The following is a 15266-nucleotide window of genomic DNA, read 5'->3' as shown; positions in this document are numbered from 1 at the left end:
AAATGCAAAGTTGTGCCCTTTGCACTTTGGCGAGGAAATTTTCGGTGAACAAAATAAAAGGAGTAACCTTGACTTTAAAAAAATGCGGGACGATTCCAATTGAAGTTGATGGAGTGTTGCCAGAATTTGTTTTAGGTCGCAAAGTCCATGAAATTTGCTCTATGAAGATAAACGTCGGCAAAGAAAAGTTTGACCTCGGGGATGTCTTCGAGGTGAAATGCGATGGAGATGAAGCTCTGATATTTGAAGGCGATATGAACCACGTGAAGCGCATAGGCGAGCTAATGTCTTCGGGAATTATCATTGTTAGAGGTTCCGCTGGCATGCATTTAGGTGAGCGCATGAACGGGGGTACGATATACGTCGACGGTGACATAGGAGCGCGATGTTGTTGTGAGATGCGCGGTGGCACGGTTGTCGTCAATGGGGATGCCCAAGCAATGCTCGGGTCTCCTCTTCCAGGCAATGCAAAAGGAATGAGAGGCGGAACAATTACCGTTTTTGGTTCAGTTGGCACAAGGACAGGGGAAGGGATGAGAAGGGGCGTTATAGCAGTTTTGGGAGACGCGGGAGATTTTGCGGGTGTTAACATGATAGCCGGTACTATTGTCGTTTTCGGGAATCTTGGTAGTAATGCTGGGGGTGGCATGAAACGAGGCAGCATAATTGCCCTCGGAGGCGTAGAAAAAATACTTCCGACTTTTTTATACGCTTGCACCTATAAGCCAACATATTTACGCCTTTATTTTAATTACCTGAGGAACTTTGGTTTCCCAGTTACCGATGATCTCTTTAAAGGATCGTATCAAAGGTATATAGGAGATGTGTCTTCCCTTGGGAAAGGAGAGATGTTGATCCTTGAAAAGCCTTAATGAAGGCGCTTTTAAATGCGTAGAAGAAATGATCAGTAAAGCTTGGGAACTGGAGATCTCTATTGTTAAGGTGGGCAACGGGGCCACATTGATCGATGCCGGGGTTCATTCAGTCGGTTCCTACGAGGCCGGGCGTCTTTTCGCGGAAGCCTGTATGGGTGGATTGGGAAGCATCACTTTTGGTCATGATCCTGAATTATTAGTCCCCAGCGTTATAGTAAAAGTTTCAAGCCCGGCTGTTGCCTGTCTAGGATCCCAGTATGCAGGATGGGCTCTTGAAAGTGAAGGTTATTTCGCTCTAGGATCTGGCCCGGCAAGATCGCTTTATAGGGGTGAAGCGTTATATGAAAAGCTCGGTTACGACGAGGTGTCCTCTGTGGCGGTCCTAGCCCTTGAGTCTTCGTCTTTTCCTCCTGAATCTCTTTTAGATTACGTTGCAAGCAGATGCGGTGTTGATCCTCAAAGATTATATGTCTTGGTGGCGCCTACCCATTCCTTGGTTGGATCTATACAGGTCGTTTCAAGGGTTGTCGAGACCGGGATTCATAAAATGTTCGAGCTGGGTTACGATGTTTTAAAAGTTCAACATGGATTTGGCGTTTGTCCAATTCCCCCTTTGCCCAATGATCCCATGATAGCAATGGGAAGGACCAACGATGCGGTTTTATATGGAAGCAGGGTTTGGTATACCTTGCATGATGAAAAATCAGAAATTGATACCCTTATCGATAAATTGCCTTCCGATTCATCTCGTGACTACGGATTGCCCTTTTTAGATCTTTTTAGAAAATATAATTTTGATTTTTATCAAGTTGACCCCCTATTGTTCAGCCCTGCCTGCGTAACCATTAATAATGTGATAAACGGAAATTACCGTAGTGTGGGGAGAAAAAATATCGATCTTTTGAAGCGAGAATGGTTTTGATGAGGGTTGTCATTTTAGGAAGCATGAACGCTTGGCATGTGGAAACCTTAAAGCGAGCATTTGAGGATCGGGGCGCCGTGGTTGGCGTCGTGCGTACAAGGGATATGAAGGTTAAGATAAAAGAAAACGAGGTTGTATGTTCAGGAGACACAGATTTGGGCGATGCGGACATGGTTGTAGTTCGTTCGTTGCCGGGAGGCTCCTTAGAGCAAGTAATATACCGAGTGGACATGCTTCATGTGTTAGAAGAGATAAAGGGAATTAGAGTGATAAATTCTCCCAAGGCATTGGAGAGGACAGTTAATAAGATGTACACGACTGCTTTGTTTTCAAAAGCAGGATTGCTGGTTCCCGAAACTCATATTGCAGAGCGTTATGACGACGCGATGAAGGCCTTCGAGGTTTTGGGGGGAGATGTCGTGGTAAAACCGCTTTTTGGTTCTGAGGGCCGAGGCATGACAAGGGTGACCGATTCGGAAACAGCACATAGGGTATTCATGGCGTTGAATCAATGTAGGTACGTTTATTATCTGCAAAAATTCATACCTCACAGTGGCATGGATATCAGGACCTTTGTCATAAAGGGTCATGTTGTCGCAGCCATGGAAAGACACGCATCTGATTGGAGATGTAACGTTGCTTTGGGTGCACAAGTTAAACCATTAATTCCAGACCAGAATATAATCGATTTAAGCGTTAAAGCTGCCAATGCAGTGGGGGCCATTTACGCCGGCGTTGATATATTACCCGCTAAGGATGGTCAGCTTTATCTTTTGGAGGTAAATGGCATTCCGGGGTGGAGGGGTTTACAGCAGACTACATGCCTTAATATAGCTTCTATTATTGTGGATTTTTTGCTAGGTGATATGTAACATGAAATATTCTGTTGATGAAATAACTTGGGCTGCGCAGTTGGCGAGTATTGTTGAAGTATGCTCGGAAAAACCGGGTAACGTGCATATAAACCAATATTTTGGGGATGCAAATCCCCTCGATTTTTTTGCGGGAGCAGTGGCGATAGGGCCGGTCTTTCAACGTGTCAAGGATCTTTCCGTGGGAGATATTGTTTTAAAGGGCGTAGAAAGCAGATCGAAACTTTCCTCTACGAATGTCAACTTGGGCATCTTACTGCTTTTGGCACCTTTAGCTAAGGCGTCGGTCAAATGCGAAAGCGGATCCGGGGCTCCTGCGATCAAAGATTCGTTAAAAGGCGTCCTCGATGAACTATCAGAAGACGATGCCGTCGCGGTTTTCAGGGCCATAAGATTGTCTAATGCTGGGGGGATTGGTTATGTAGATCGATATGATGTTAGAGAAGATCCTCAGGGGATCACATTGCTCGATGCCATGTATTTGGCGCAAGAACGTGATTCAATCGCAAAGGAATACGTGACAAACTTTGCGATCACATTTGAAGTTTCGTTGCCTTCACTCAAAGATACATTAGGCAGAGGGACTACTCTGCGTGATGCTATTTTGCATACATATTTAGTAATTTTGGCAGAAATACCAGATACCTTGATAGCGCGCAAGTTGGGTTTGGGTGAGGCATTTGAGGTTTCCAAAAAAGCCTTTGAGGCAATAAAGAGGGGTAGCATCTTTACCCTATCAGGTCGCGAGGCTATTAAAGATCTCGATTGCTACCTTCGCGATGAAAAACATGCAAGAAATCCCGGCACTACCGCTGATTTGACTGTCTCTGGCTTGTTTTTGTTTTTCCTTGATTCCATCCGTTGTGGAACAGTTTCATCGTATCTCGGGCGTTGGTGAGCTTCATTGCTGCTAGCAGTCCAGCCTTACCATAAATTGTTTACCACCATATTCCCTCAAGCTGTTTTCATCGGCACTTTCGCGGCGTTTAGCTAGTTGGGTAAATTTAACCATCGAGCTCGTATCACCAGATACTGCGTTTGGGTGGTGTCTATTTATTTCCCAACGCAAAATTGACTAAAAATCGCATGGATGAGGTCTTCGTCGAAGTTTCGCCCAAGCAATCTATCGAGATAGTATCTAGCTTCGTATAAATTAGAGGCCACTAGTTCCTCAGGTTCGCCCATATTGATGGACGCAATCGCATTATCCACGCAGGACAGGACGTTTTTTAGCATTTCTATTTGTCTTGCAGTTGCATTAAACCCTTCATTTATGGCTGAATGTTTGATTAGTTTATTCACCAAGCGTTCCTTCAGTTTTTCTATAGCGAGCTTATCGAATGCTGAGAGCACCGTTATCTCGCTGTCCGGTGCGATCTCCCTTAAATCGTCAGGAGAGACGATCTGAGGAATATCGGCTTTATTGATTGCTATTATGTGGGGATGGGTTTTTAATTCCTCTGCCAAGTTAATATCATCTTGAGTAAGCGCTTCACTACCATCGATGATCCATAATCTTAAGTCAGCTTCTCTAAAGGCCTTTTGGGCCATGCTGACTCCTATCGTCTCCACGACGTCATTAGTGGCCCTTAAGCCTGCCGTATCCATAAAAATTATCGGTATCCCTTTATAAACTATCATCCCCTCGATGACATCTCTCGTCGTTCCTGGTATGGGCGTTACTATAGCTCGTGCTTCTTCGAGTAAGGCATTAAATATGGACGATTTCCCCACATTTGGTCGTCCCACGATGGCGACTTTGATCCCGTCCCTCAAAACTTTGCCGACATTGCAGCGAGATATTAATCTTTTGAGATTTGTTGAGATTTGATTTAGCTTTTTTAATACCTCATCGGATGGTAAAAAAGGTATATCCTCTTCGGGAAAGTCCAAATTCGCCTCGAGATTGGCCGATAGATTAAGTAATAAATCGTATATCTCAGCAATCTTAATTGACAGTTCGCCGCGAAGGGTTCTCGCGGCGGCACGAAGTGCTTCGTCACTTTTGGCCCTGATTATGCCTAACACTGCCTCAGCTTGAGTTAAATCTATCCTGCCGTTTAGAAAAGCCCTTTGAGTGAATTCCCCGGGTTCGGCAAGGCGGGCCCCCTGGTCGATCAAGAGCTCCAGGCATTTTGATGCCACGAGAAGCCCCCCATGGCAATGTATTTCTACCACATCTTCGCCGGTGTAGCTTTTGGGCGCGCGAAACCACACGCCCAGCACTTCATCTAGGTGGTCACCGTTTTCGTTCACTAAGAAACCGTTTCTCATGTACCTTGGGGGTGTTTCCTTCAATGGCTTAATTCCTTTAAATACCTTTTCCGCAAAATCTAACGCCTGGGGGCCGGAAAGCCGTACTATCGCTATTCCGGCCTCCCCCCAAGCAGTAGATATGGAAGCAATTGTATCGTTATAGTTCAAGAAATACTTTTCTAACGCCAATCGCTACGCCCTTTTCGTTTTGGTGGTTTTAATGTCATTATATCTCAATATCTCGCATCATAAGGCAGTAATAACTAAGGAGTGTTTTGATACACACTAAGATTTTAGAAGTTCTTGCATAGCCTCTCCCAAACGTCTGATTCCTTCGTCCATATCTTTGGGGGATGCGAAGGTAAAACACATTCGCAAAGAACGTTCTCCGCCGTTTTGGTTTGGGTAGAATGATTCGCCGGGCACGAAAGCGACCTTTTTCTCCAAGGCCTTTTCATATAGATCCGATGTTTTTATCGTTTTCATCTCAAGCCAGTAGAAAAAGCCGCCTCCTGGTTTTACCCATGAAACTTCATCCAGTGGGAGATGTTTTTTTAGGCATTCTTCCATGTTGTCTCTCTTTTTGCGATAATGGTCCACTATATGAGGCAGGTAGTCATCTAAATGACCTTTCCTGCAATACTCATAAACTAGAGCCTGGGCCACAACGCTCGTACACAAGTCTGTGCCTTGCTTAAAAATGGCCATCTTTCTAATAAGCTCTTTATTGCCCACCACCCAGGCTACACGTGTGCCAGGCGCCAAAATCTTTGAAAAAGTGCAAGCGTGTACGACCAGGCCTGATTGGTCTAAGGAAAAGAGCGTTGGCAAATCTTCTCCCTCAAAGCGGATGTAAGCATAAGGGTCATCTTCTAAAACGACGATTTCGTATTTACTCGCGATTTCGACCAGTTTCTTTCGCCTTTCTAAAGACATGGTACATCCCAGGGGATTGTGGAAGTTTGGGATCGTGTATATAAATTTGATGCGTTTGCCCTGAGATAGTGCATTTTCTATCATTTCAGGGAGCTGATCCACCAACATGCCATCAGCGTCGCAAGGTATGGTCAGGAATTGAGCGCCATGGTTGTGCATTGTCAAGGTTGTTCCGACAAAGGTTGGTTCCTCAGTTATTACCAAATCACCTTCATCTATTAGGGTCCAACAGAGCAAATCTACCACCTGCGTAGAACCTGTAGTTATCAGGAGCTCGTCTTGCGAGATCGATCTGCCCATCCTGGGAGCAATCCAAGAGCAAAGGAAATCTTTGAGGGGTGTGTAGCCCTCCGTGGTTCCATATTGAAGCACATCTTTGCCCTGCTCTTTGAGTATGCTGGCAGATTCGTAAAACAAATCCACAGGAAATGATTCAGGATCGGGATTACCACCGGCAAACGATATCATGCCTGGTTGCCTGGTAGCATGCAACATTTCCCTTATCGGAGAAGGCCTTAAACTGCTTACCTTTTCGCTATACAACTTATCCCAAGCGCTCATACCTTTTTCGCCTCCTAATTTTATCGTTCCTGCCTAAAAAGTTACTAATATTATAGCATGCAATCTAGTGATCGTCCAAAGCGTTCAATTGGGTCCAAGATGGTGTAAAATAACATAAATAATATTAGAACGGTTACGGGGGTGTTTACTAATTGATGAAGCGAATGGACTTGTTGAGTGAGCTGGTAGTGGAAAACCAGACGAAAATGGTTTTGCTGGTGATAGATGGGTTGGGGGGTTTGCCAGGAGAGGATGGTAAAACTGAGCTTGAGGCGGCCCTGACGCCAAATTTTGATAAGTTGGCAACCAAGGGCGAAACAGGCTTATTGCAAATGGTTGATCCAGGCATTACCCCAGGCAGCGGTCCGGGACATTTGGCTTTGTTTGGATATGACCCTTTAGAATTTCGCATTGGACGTGGAATACTCGAGGCATTAGGCGTAGGAGCTCAAGTGGAGTCGCAGGATGTATGTGCCAGGGGTAATTTTGCAACTTTAAGCCCCGACGATGTGGTGTTAGATAGAAGGGCAGGTCGCATTTCGACGGAAAGGAACAAAGAACTGATATCCTTTCTTTCAGAGAATATTAAGGAAATAAGAGGAGTTAAGGTAAGACTATATTCGGGAGAAGAACATAGGTTTGTCGTTGTATTTTCCGGGGACGGTTTGTCGGAAGAAGTTGAGGATGCTGATCCTCAAAAGAACGGCTTGCCGATGAAGTGGGCAGCTGCTACCTCCTCGAGAGGAAATTTAACGGCCACCATTGCCAACGAGTTCATCAAAAGGGTTAGAGACTTATTGATCAATGAAAAACAGGCTAACGGTTGTTTATTGAGGGGATTCTCTCAAGCGCCACACATGCCTTTACTGCCGCAGTTGTATAAGATCAAACCTGTCGCCATTGCAAACTATCCTATGTATAAAGGAATAGCTCGATTGGTGGGCATGGATGTAGTCGATGCAGGGCAAAATCTTGAAGGGCTTTTTGAGACGCTTCCCTCGAAGTGGGATGAGTACGATTTCTTTTACGTTCACGTGAAGTATACCGATAGCTACGGCGAGGATGGCAATTATGACGCCAAAAAGGAAGTCATTGAGAAGGTCGACTCCTTAATGCCCAAGGTGCTAGAATTGAATCCTGATGTGTTGGTAATTACGAGCGATCATAGCACGCCTTGCCAGCTAAAAAACCATTCTTGGCATCCAGTGCCGGTGCTGCTTTTTAGTCCCTTTACTCGACCAGGTAGTTGCTCCACCTTTGGCGAAAGAGATTGTGCTACGGGCCTGCTTGGAGTAATGCCTGCCTATCACTTGATGGGCTTGATGCTGGCCCATGGATTAAGGTTATCAAAATATGGGGCATAAAACACGTCTATAACCGGCTGCAAAAGGAAGTTGGCACAGGCTAGACTGCTTCAGATGGGATGTCCCAAAGTTAATCGCGATGTGTGCTAGTTGTGCCAATAATGTTGTAATTGTTGCCGTTATGAAAGGTGAAGACCATGGGAAACACGTGGGTAGTGGATAAAGATTTTGATGGCGTTAGGCTTGATAGGTTTTTAAGAAAAAAATACACACAAGTTCCTTTGAGTGCCATCATGCGTGCTATTAGGACTGGCGAAGTTACCGTAAACGGGAAGAAGGCTTCCCCCTCCTATCGTTTATGTGAGAAAGACCAAATTTCCGTTCCCTTTGAGGACCCAAAGCCAAAAGAACCTTCTATGAAACCGAGCGACAAGTTCCTAGAGGTGCTATTTATGGACGAAAACATTTTAGTGGTAAACAAACCTTCCGACCTTCTAAGCCAACCTGCGTCAGGTGGGGACGATTCAGTAGTAAATAGAGCGATGAGCTTAGCAAATAAAACGGACAAAGATTTTATTCCTACACCAGTGCACCGTCTGGATAGGAATGTGTCTGGGGTTATGTTGCTTGCCTTAAATATACAGTCTCTGCGAGCATTGACGGGATTGTTTAGAGAAAGAAAGATTATAAAAAGATATTTGGCCGTGGTGAAAGGTCCTTTGGAAGGCGAAGGAATAGTTGATGTCTCGCTAAATAAAGATAAACATTCTTTTAAAGCAAGGACTAAATACACAAAAGGGAAGAGATCGATTACTCGATATAGAGCTTTACGTGTGAGTAGTGACGCTTCTTTGGTAGAGCTAGAATTGATCACTGGAAGGTTCCATCAATTGAGAGCACATTTATCGCATATCGGGCATCCAATTATAGGAGACGTGAAATATGGTGGCAGAAAAAAGGAAGCGCCAAGGCCAATGTTGCACGCGTATGTGATAGAATTCACGAGCAAAGATCATTATCTTGGCTATTTATTCGGGAAAAAATTCACAGCACCCATGCCGATCGATATGATAGAAATTGTGAACTTCTTCAAACTTTGACCTTAACATACCATCATGGGTATGTTATAATCTGATTGGCATCGGAATAAAATGGGTGGAGGTGAATTTCATGGAAATGACAGAAAAAAATTTGAGCATTTCTTTAACAGAAGCAGCGCGTAAAAAGTTCTCAGAACTAGGAAACGAGGGGCACATTGTAGTTCAAAGGATCGGAAGAGGCTGAGCGTCATATTATGCAGCCCTCGTTGAGGGCGGGAAGCCACAGAGTGTAGAAGATTACGTTCAGATTGCGGATGGGGATGCTGTTTTGTGGGTCCCTAAAGGAATGGCCTTTCTGGACGATAGGATCGATATAGATGTTATGCGTTCAATTTGGGGGTCAAGGTTAGTCGTTAAATCTGTTGCTTCTTCCGAATCCAAATGTCGCGGTAATTAAATTAAGTGAAATTACTAAGGTTAGGTTCGCTACTTTCGGTGGGTATGGTAAACTTTAAGCATGAGCGAAAACAAAAGCGTTTCCATACCGAGGATAATTTTTGCCGATGAAAGAAGTGAGGCGTTAATTCCGCCGAGCGTAATAATGGCCTCTGCTTTGCAGCGAAGGGGCTACAGGATAAAACCCTTTGTCGTGGGCATCGATGAGTATCTTGTAGCCCTTCTGTACTTGCTACTTGGAGAACCTGTAACGGTATTAGACCCTTTTTTGGTCAAAAACCCTACGCATTTAGCGGAACTGTTTGCAGCGGCTTCTTATGAGAATGGTTTAAATGTTTTGTTTGCTTCCCTTGGCAAAGCCGAGGACGAGGATATCGCAGTTAATCCGGATCTTTTGGTAATAGGAGAACAGTTACAATGTCCTATCATTCCCATATTTACTTCAAAGGGCTCATCTGCTTTTACGGCGAGAAGAATCATAAAATTTTCTCGTGATCTGTCCAACCCGATTCATGAACTTGTAGCCGCGATTGCTTTCACGTCTGTTCCTAACCCCAGAGAGTACCAATTGCTTGAGATTTCGATCGGGAGAGACCTTCCCTGGACTACTTTAGGTTATATCCCTAGCTTTATTTTGAAGGAAAAGCCCAAATTAATTTCGCTCATTGATCGGTCATCTAGCTCACAATGTTTATTGCCCATTAAAACATCGGCTGCGCGGTTAATTGCAATGGAAAGGCAGGTTGAGTGGGAGGTGATTGTGGCTCATGCTCGAAGCGCTCCCCCTTTTGGTGTTAAAGTTTTAGAACATGACGCTTATAATCAATCCTGCAGAATTGGAGTAATTCATCATCCAGCGCTAGTATTAGGTGGCGATAACAACGAAAAGTTCTTTGAAGCCCATAGATTTAATGTAATTCCGCTCGATTTTAAGGACAAAATAGCTTATAATGACGTTAATTTTATATATGTACCTCATGGCATGGGCTACATGTTTATGGTTGACTTGATTGATAACGTTTCATTGATGGAGGCACTTGCTGCATCTCGTTTTAAGGGTAAGCTGTTTGTTGAAGGGGGCGCGTCTCCAATATTTGGTGAAGTATTTCACTTGCCGAATGAAAGCACAATAAAAGGTTTATCATTTTTCCCCTATGAAGGACGTTATAAGGAGTTCTCGAGTACCTGTCACAAAGTTCATGTTGAAAACATATCTTCTGAGAGTTCTGAAAAAGCATTTAGGGGGTATTGTCCTTCCTGGGTCTTGCTTGAACTTAAGGGTTTTGACTGTATTTCAACGTGGATCGCAAAAAAAGTAGGCTCACAAACATCGGCAGAAGATGGATGGCGAGTGGGCAATGCTGTTGCATCTTCGTTGAAGCTGGAGTTTTGGAGCAATCCTGAAGCAATTGACGAATTATTGAATTAATAGCCTAGCGAGGATTAAGATGCAAGAGAAAATGAAACAATGGGTAAAGGAAAAGCAAAGCATACAAGATGAAGCTGCCCGAATCTCCAATCAATTGGTTGAATGGAGAAGGGGTTTTCATGTTTTTCCCGAATTAGCATTTGAAGAAAGGGTTACATCTTCGAGGATAATTCAAATTCTACAAGGAATGCCAGGCATAGAGATTACTCAAGCTTTTGGGGATACTACCGCTGTAGTGGGAAAGCTTAAAGGGAAAAATGACACAAATGCGATAATGCTTCGATCTCCTATGGATGCATTACCTCTTCAGGAAGAAACAGATCTTCCATTTGCGTCGTGTATCCCGGGGGTAATGCACGGCTGTGGCCATGATGCCCACATGTCAGTTATGCTTGGTGTGGCGAAGTTGTTATCGAATCGAAGGGACATGCTCGGCAGATCTATTGTCTTTGTCTTTCAGCCGGCCGAGGAGGGTCTTGGTGGGGCCAAACGTTTAATCGAAGCCGGACTTTTACGGGCTTACAATATTAGCTGTGCCTTAGGGTTAAATTTTTGGCCTAAATATGGTTATGGAAAATTATTGTTACGACCCGGGTTCATGACTGCCCTTTCCGATAGATTTCACGTCTCTATTCAAGGAGTAGGTGGTCATGTAGCGGCGCCTCACCTTGCCGTGGATCCGTGGACGATCGTAGCTCACCTAATTTTTGCCGTTCAGATGCTGGTGTCAAGGGAGATAGACCCCTTGGAAAGTGCCGTTATATCCTTTGGCCAATTAGAAGCCGGCGAGGCTTACAACGTCATCCCTGAACAAATAGATATGTGGGGTTCCTTGCGAGCTCTTAGCCCCGATGTGCGAGACTTTCTTCAAAGCAGGTTAGAGGAAATCGTTCCACTGCTGGCGCAGACCTTTCGCGGTTTAGGTATAATTAAATATCAACGAAACTATCCACAAGTTTTCAACGATGAAAAACTTGTGGATGTGGTTTTGAACATAGCCTATGAATACATGGGCAAAGAAAACGTGGAAATTTTACAAAAACCCTTAATGTCAGGTGAAGATTTCGCCTTTTATACCCAGATAATTCCCTCCTGTTTTATGCTCTTTGGAACGGGCGGTAAATATTGGGTACACCATCCTAAGTATGATGTACCCGAAGACTTACTCCCCTCTGCTGCTAGCTGGAAAGCTTATCTTGCTCTTCGTTTGTCTAACATGGATTTTATGGAGGAAGGTTGGATTGAATAGACTTGATAGGGAGATAGAATCGATATGTCGCAGATTTCCTTGGGATCGCGCTATTTGGTTCAACGGCGTGTGGTGGTCTAGAGGTGCTTTTTGGGAGCTGGTAGAAGCCACAACAGAGAAGCTTAAAAGTAGTGGATTTGAATCAAAAATGCATTTGGGGTTAGTAATGCCAAATAGTCCCTCCTTTTGGGCTCACGTATTAGCAGCGTGGCGTCTTGGAGGTACTGCTGTCCCTTATAATGTCCGAGAGCCTGCTAATGTTATAACGAGTGCGTTGAAGCATGTTCAAGCTTCCTTGGTAATACTTTCCAATGGGCGCGCTGACATGACAAGTAATCTCGAGCTGGCAGGTATTCCTTGGGCAATTGCTCCTTACGATGCTCCATATAAGACATCCCTTGAAGTTTTAGATGTATACCCTGGAAAGGAAGATACGGCTATCATCTTTTATACTTCAGGGACTGGAGGCAAGCCTAAGGCTGTTCCCTTAAGTCATGGAAGTTTATATGCCAATGCCCTGACTTGCATTGAACAGGTTGAGCCCATAGAAGAAGGCGACATATTGCTTAATGCGTTGCCCGACTCCCACGTGCTCGGGTTTTCCATTTGTGGCTTGTTGCCATTGTTGCTAAATTTATCTCAGTGCATGTTGTCGAGTTTTATGCCCGTTAAAAACACTTTGGAGGCGATTAGGAGTTCTGAGACGAATGTGCTAGTTGGAGTGCCCATGATGTATCAGTTCTTTGCATCGGCATTATCTCAAGGTGCGAGCTTGCCCAGGCGCATTAAAGCCGTAATTTCGGGTGGAGACAAATTTTCTGTCGCTTTGGATGAAGTCCTCGAAAGATATATTGGAGTCGGAGTTCTGGAAGGTTACGGCTTGACCGAAGCCTCTCCAGTAGTTGCTGTTAACAAGTCTTACTCAACGAGGAAACTTGGTACCGTAGGGCCAGCATTACCGATTGTAGAGATAAAGGTGTGCAATTTTGATGGTGAAGAATTGCCACGAGGGCAAGAAGGAGTACTTTGGATCCGTGGCGTTTCCGTAGCTCAGGCTTATTTTGGGGATGAGTCTTTGACCAGTACATTTTTTAAAGATGGCTGGTTTAACACCGGGGATGTGGTTTCAATTGACCCAGATGGTTATATAAAGCTGCATTCCCGCGAGAGCGACGTTATCATGGTTGGTGGCTTTAAGGTATTTCCAGAGGAAGTTGAGGAGGTGCTTTTAAAACACCCAGCGGTGAAAGAAGTGGCCGTTGTGGGCATAACACAAAGCATGACGGGGCAGATCGTCAAGGCTTTCATAGTGCCTCATTTCGATAAATTGCCTTCAAGGAGGGATATTTGGTCTCATTGTAGAAAGATGTTATCTTCGCATAAAATACCGAAGGTTATTGAATTCGTGACTGATTTGCCTAAAACAGCATTAGGCAAGGCTAAAAGGTCTGTTTTGCGAGAAGGGTAGAGGTGGCATAACCCGTGAACGCAAAGCGATGTACAGTAGCCATCATTGGAGATGTGATGATCGATCATTACATAATAGGCCGTGCTAGCAGATTGTCGCCTGAAGCCCCGGTGCCGATCGTCGAGGTTGTCAAAGAAGACTACCGGCCTGGGGGGGCTGCCAATGTTGCCGCTAACATTGCTGCTTTGGGATATGATGCTGTACTGGTAACGCCGAGAGGGCAAGATGTTTATTGGCATATACTGGAAACTCTTTTGAATGAATTAAATGTAACCATATGCCCTCCCCTGGAGCTAAATTTACCCACGATACGAAAGACGCGAATATTAGCACGATCTCAGCAAATAGTTAGAGTAGATTGGGACAACTACATCGATGATAGCTTTTGTGACATTTCAAGAGAACTGTTGAGCGTTTTACCTACGCTAGATATAAATGCGCTCGTTTTATCCGATTACGCAAAAGGCATGGTTAGTGAGAGGGTGGCTCAAGCGTGTATTAAATGGGCTATCGAAAAAGGGATTCCCGTCATCGTCGATCCTAAGCCCCAACATAAAGAACGTTATCAAGGTGCCACCGTGATGACGCCCAACAAAGCTGAGGCCCAGCTACTTTTAGGACGCGCATTTGATGAAAAATTCACTCCTCGAGAAGGTGCTCGAATACTAAGGGAATCTCTTTCTATGGAGGCGGTAATTATTACGTTAGGAGCCGAGGGCATGACACTTGTTGCCAAGGATGAGGCGAGGGATTTTCCCGCTCGTACAAGAGAAGTTTATGATGTTTCGGGAGCGGGAGATACGGTGGTAGCCTCCATTGCAGTGGCTCGCGGCTTGGGATTACCATGGCACGTAGCCTGTGAATTTGCCACCTTAACAGCTGGGATCGTTGTCCAAAAGATGGGCACAGCTGTTGTGACGCCTGAAGAGGTAGAGGCTTCACCCGAATGGGTAAAGTTAAAGCCTTATTTTGATGCCGATACCGATTATTAAACGATAAATCCTAGTTCGCGCAGGGCCGTTTTTGTATCCCTGAAATATGTGACAAGATTTTCTGCAGGCTTGCCCACGTAGATAAACTTTCCCTTACCAAGTCTTTTTGCAGCTTCCATGTCGCTATGGGTGTCTCCAAAAAATATCGGGTTTTGTGCGCCAATCCTAGTGGATAAAACTTTTAAACCTTCGGGTGAAGGTTTAGGCGCTCCGTCATCAAGGGTAAATATCCTATCTCTTGGGAGATCCTCCCATCCGAGCAATTTCAGCCCCAGCAAACATTCGTTCCACGATCTTCCGGTGAAAATACAAACTGGTAAAGAAAAATTTTTCCAATGTGTATCGATTATGGGCTTTTCTTGCTGCCACAGGCCTCTGCCCTTGTACAGTACAGGAGCTTTACCGTTTACTGAAAAGTACTCGTCTTTACCAAAATATATCTCTTCGCACAGTTGCCTTATGATGTTCCTTGGAATTGCACCAGAGAAATTGGCATATACCCACGATACTGAATCGTCGCCACGAAAGTTTTGCAGAATGGTCATCCATTGATCTGGCGTGGGAAAGGCTTCTTTTAAAGATTTAGTGCCCCGAGAAGCGGCTATGGATATCAATGCCCATGCTATGTCATAATCATCGTTGAAGGCCGGATGTGTTTTACTAATGTAAAAGTGATCGTACGAAAATGCGGTGCAGTCGATAATATTACCCAATAAATGGCGCCAACTCCATTGAATGGCAATTCTTATTACCATCGGATAGGAACGAGTCGAATCTATAAGGACTCCATCCATATCAAAAATTAGGGCATCATATTTTTGTTCTAATTTATGCATAGGATATCACACTCATTCGTGTTATAAACAATCTTGGAATCGTCATTAATCTATTCTTACTATTACGCCG

At 44.5% G+C, this 15266-nt stretch carries 13 protein-coding genes; 10 read left to right on the top strand and 3 right to left on the bottom strand.

The window, feature by feature from the left end; genetic code table 11:
• The first annotated feature begins 44 nt into the window (after nt 1–44).
• The 4 genes from Q7P41_RS06915 to Q7P41_RS06900 are packed head-to-tail and all read left to right on the top strand — an operon-like array spanning nt 45 to nt 3567.
• The gene (locus tag Q7P41_RS06915) at nt 45–872 is read left to right on the top strand and encodes a formylmethanofuran dehydrogenase subunit C (RefSeq protein ID WP_303883085.1); all 828 of its coding nucleotides are present in this window, start codon (nt 45–47) and stop codon (nt 870–872) included.
• Nucleotides 859–1797, top strand: a complete 939-nt coding sequence (mch, locus tag Q7P41_RS06910) for a methenyltetrahydromethanopterin cyclohydrolase (protein ID WP_303883084.1) — start codon at nt 859–861, stop codon at nt 1795–1797. Before Q7P41_RS06915 ends, mch begins: the two co-directional genes overlap by 14 nt.
• Nucleotides 1797–2669 (top strand): RimK family alpha-L-glutamate ligase, encoded by an 873-nt coding sequence (locus Q7P41_RS06905; RefSeq protein WP_303883083.1) that lies wholly within the window; start codon nt 1797–1799, stop codon nt 2667–2669. Before mch ends, Q7P41_RS06905 begins: the two co-directional genes overlap by 1 nt.
• Before the next feature lies 1 nt (nt 2670).
• Nucleotides 2671–3567 (top strand): triphosphoribosyl-dephospho-CoA synthase, encoded by an 897-nt coding sequence (locus Q7P41_RS06900; RefSeq protein ID WP_303883081.1) that lies wholly within the window; start codon nt 2671–2673, stop codon nt 3565–3567.
• Between the two features lie 155 nt (nt 3568–3722).
• On the opposite strand, the gene mnmE is transcribed toward Q7P41_RS06900, so the two are convergent.
• Both mnmE and Q7P41_RS06890 read right to left on the bottom strand, forming a co-directional pair.
• Nucleotides 3723–5114: a tRNA uridine-5-carboxymethylaminomethyl(34) synthesis GTPase MnmE gene (gene mnmE / locus Q7P41_RS06895; RefSeq protein WP_303883080.1), complete on the bottom strand. Its 1392-nt coding sequence runs from the start codon at nt 5112–5114 to the stop codon at nt 3723–3725.
• Between the two features lie 96 nt (nt 5115–5210).
• On the bottom strand, nt 5211–6422 hold the full coding sequence (locus Q7P41_RS06890; protein ID WP_303883079.1) for a PLP-dependent aminotransferase family protein: 1212 nt from the start codon (nt 6420–6422) through the stop codon (nt 5211–5213).
• A gap of 155 nt (nt 6423–6577) precedes the next feature.
• Here Q7P41_RS06890 and Q7P41_RS06885 point away from each other — a divergent pair, with 155 nt between their 5' ends.
• The 6 genes from Q7P41_RS06885 to Q7P41_RS06860 all read left to right on the top strand — a co-directional run bounded on the left by Q7P41_RS06885 (nt 6578) and on the right by Q7P41_RS06860 (nt 14360).
• Entirely contained in the window at nt 6578–7786 is a 1209-nt protein-coding gene (locus Q7P41_RS06885; protein ID WP_303883100.1) for a 2,3-bisphosphoglycerate-independent phosphoglycerate mutase, read from the top strand.
• A gap of 137 nt (nt 7787–7923) precedes the next feature.
• The gene (locus tag Q7P41_RS06880) at nt 7924–8826 is read left to right on the top strand and encodes an RluA family pseudouridine synthase (RefSeq protein ID WP_303883078.1); all 903 of its coding nucleotides are present in this window, start codon (nt 7924–7926) and stop codon (nt 8824–8826) included.
• A gap of 457 nt (nt 8827–9283) precedes the next feature.
• On the top strand, nt 9284–10651 hold the full coding sequence (locus Q7P41_RS06875; protein ID WP_303883077.1) for a hydrogenobyrinic acid a,c-diamide synthase: 1368 nt from the start codon (nt 9284–9286) through the stop codon (nt 10649–10651).
• 19 nt (nt 10652–10670) lie between these two features.
• Nucleotides 10671–11900, top strand: a complete 1230-nt coding sequence (locus Q7P41_RS06870) for a M20 family metallopeptidase (RefSeq protein ID WP_303883076.1) — start codon at nt 10671–10673, stop codon at nt 11898–11900.
• Nucleotides 11893–13368, top strand: coding sequence for an AMP-binding protein (locus Q7P41_RS06865; RefSeq protein ID WP_303883075.1), 1476 nt, complete (start codon nt 11893–11895; stop codon nt 13366–13368). The genes Q7P41_RS06870 and Q7P41_RS06865 overlap by 8 nt, the downstream gene beginning before the upstream one ends.
• 14 nt (nt 13369–13382) lie before the next feature.
• Entirely contained in the window at nt 13383–14360 is a 978-nt protein-coding gene (locus Q7P41_RS06860) for a bifunctional heptose 7-phosphate kinase/heptose 1-phosphate adenyltransferase (RefSeq protein WP_303883074.1), read from the top strand.
• Here the strand turns inward: Q7P41_RS06860 and Q7P41_RS06855 are convergent.
• Complete coding sequence (locus Q7P41_RS06855; protein WP_303883072.1) at nt 14357–15196, bottom strand: HAD family hydrolase; 840 nt, start codon at nt 15194–15196, stop codon at nt 14357–14359. The two genes, Q7P41_RS06860 and Q7P41_RS06855, sit on opposite strands and share 4 nt — an antisense overlap.
• Nucleotides 15197–15266: the final 70 nt, after the last annotated feature.

The organism is Acetomicrobium mobile (assembly GCF_937920065.1).
Note: the sequence above shows the minus strand (reverse complement) of the source record. Positions and strands in the feature narration are given on the sequence as shown.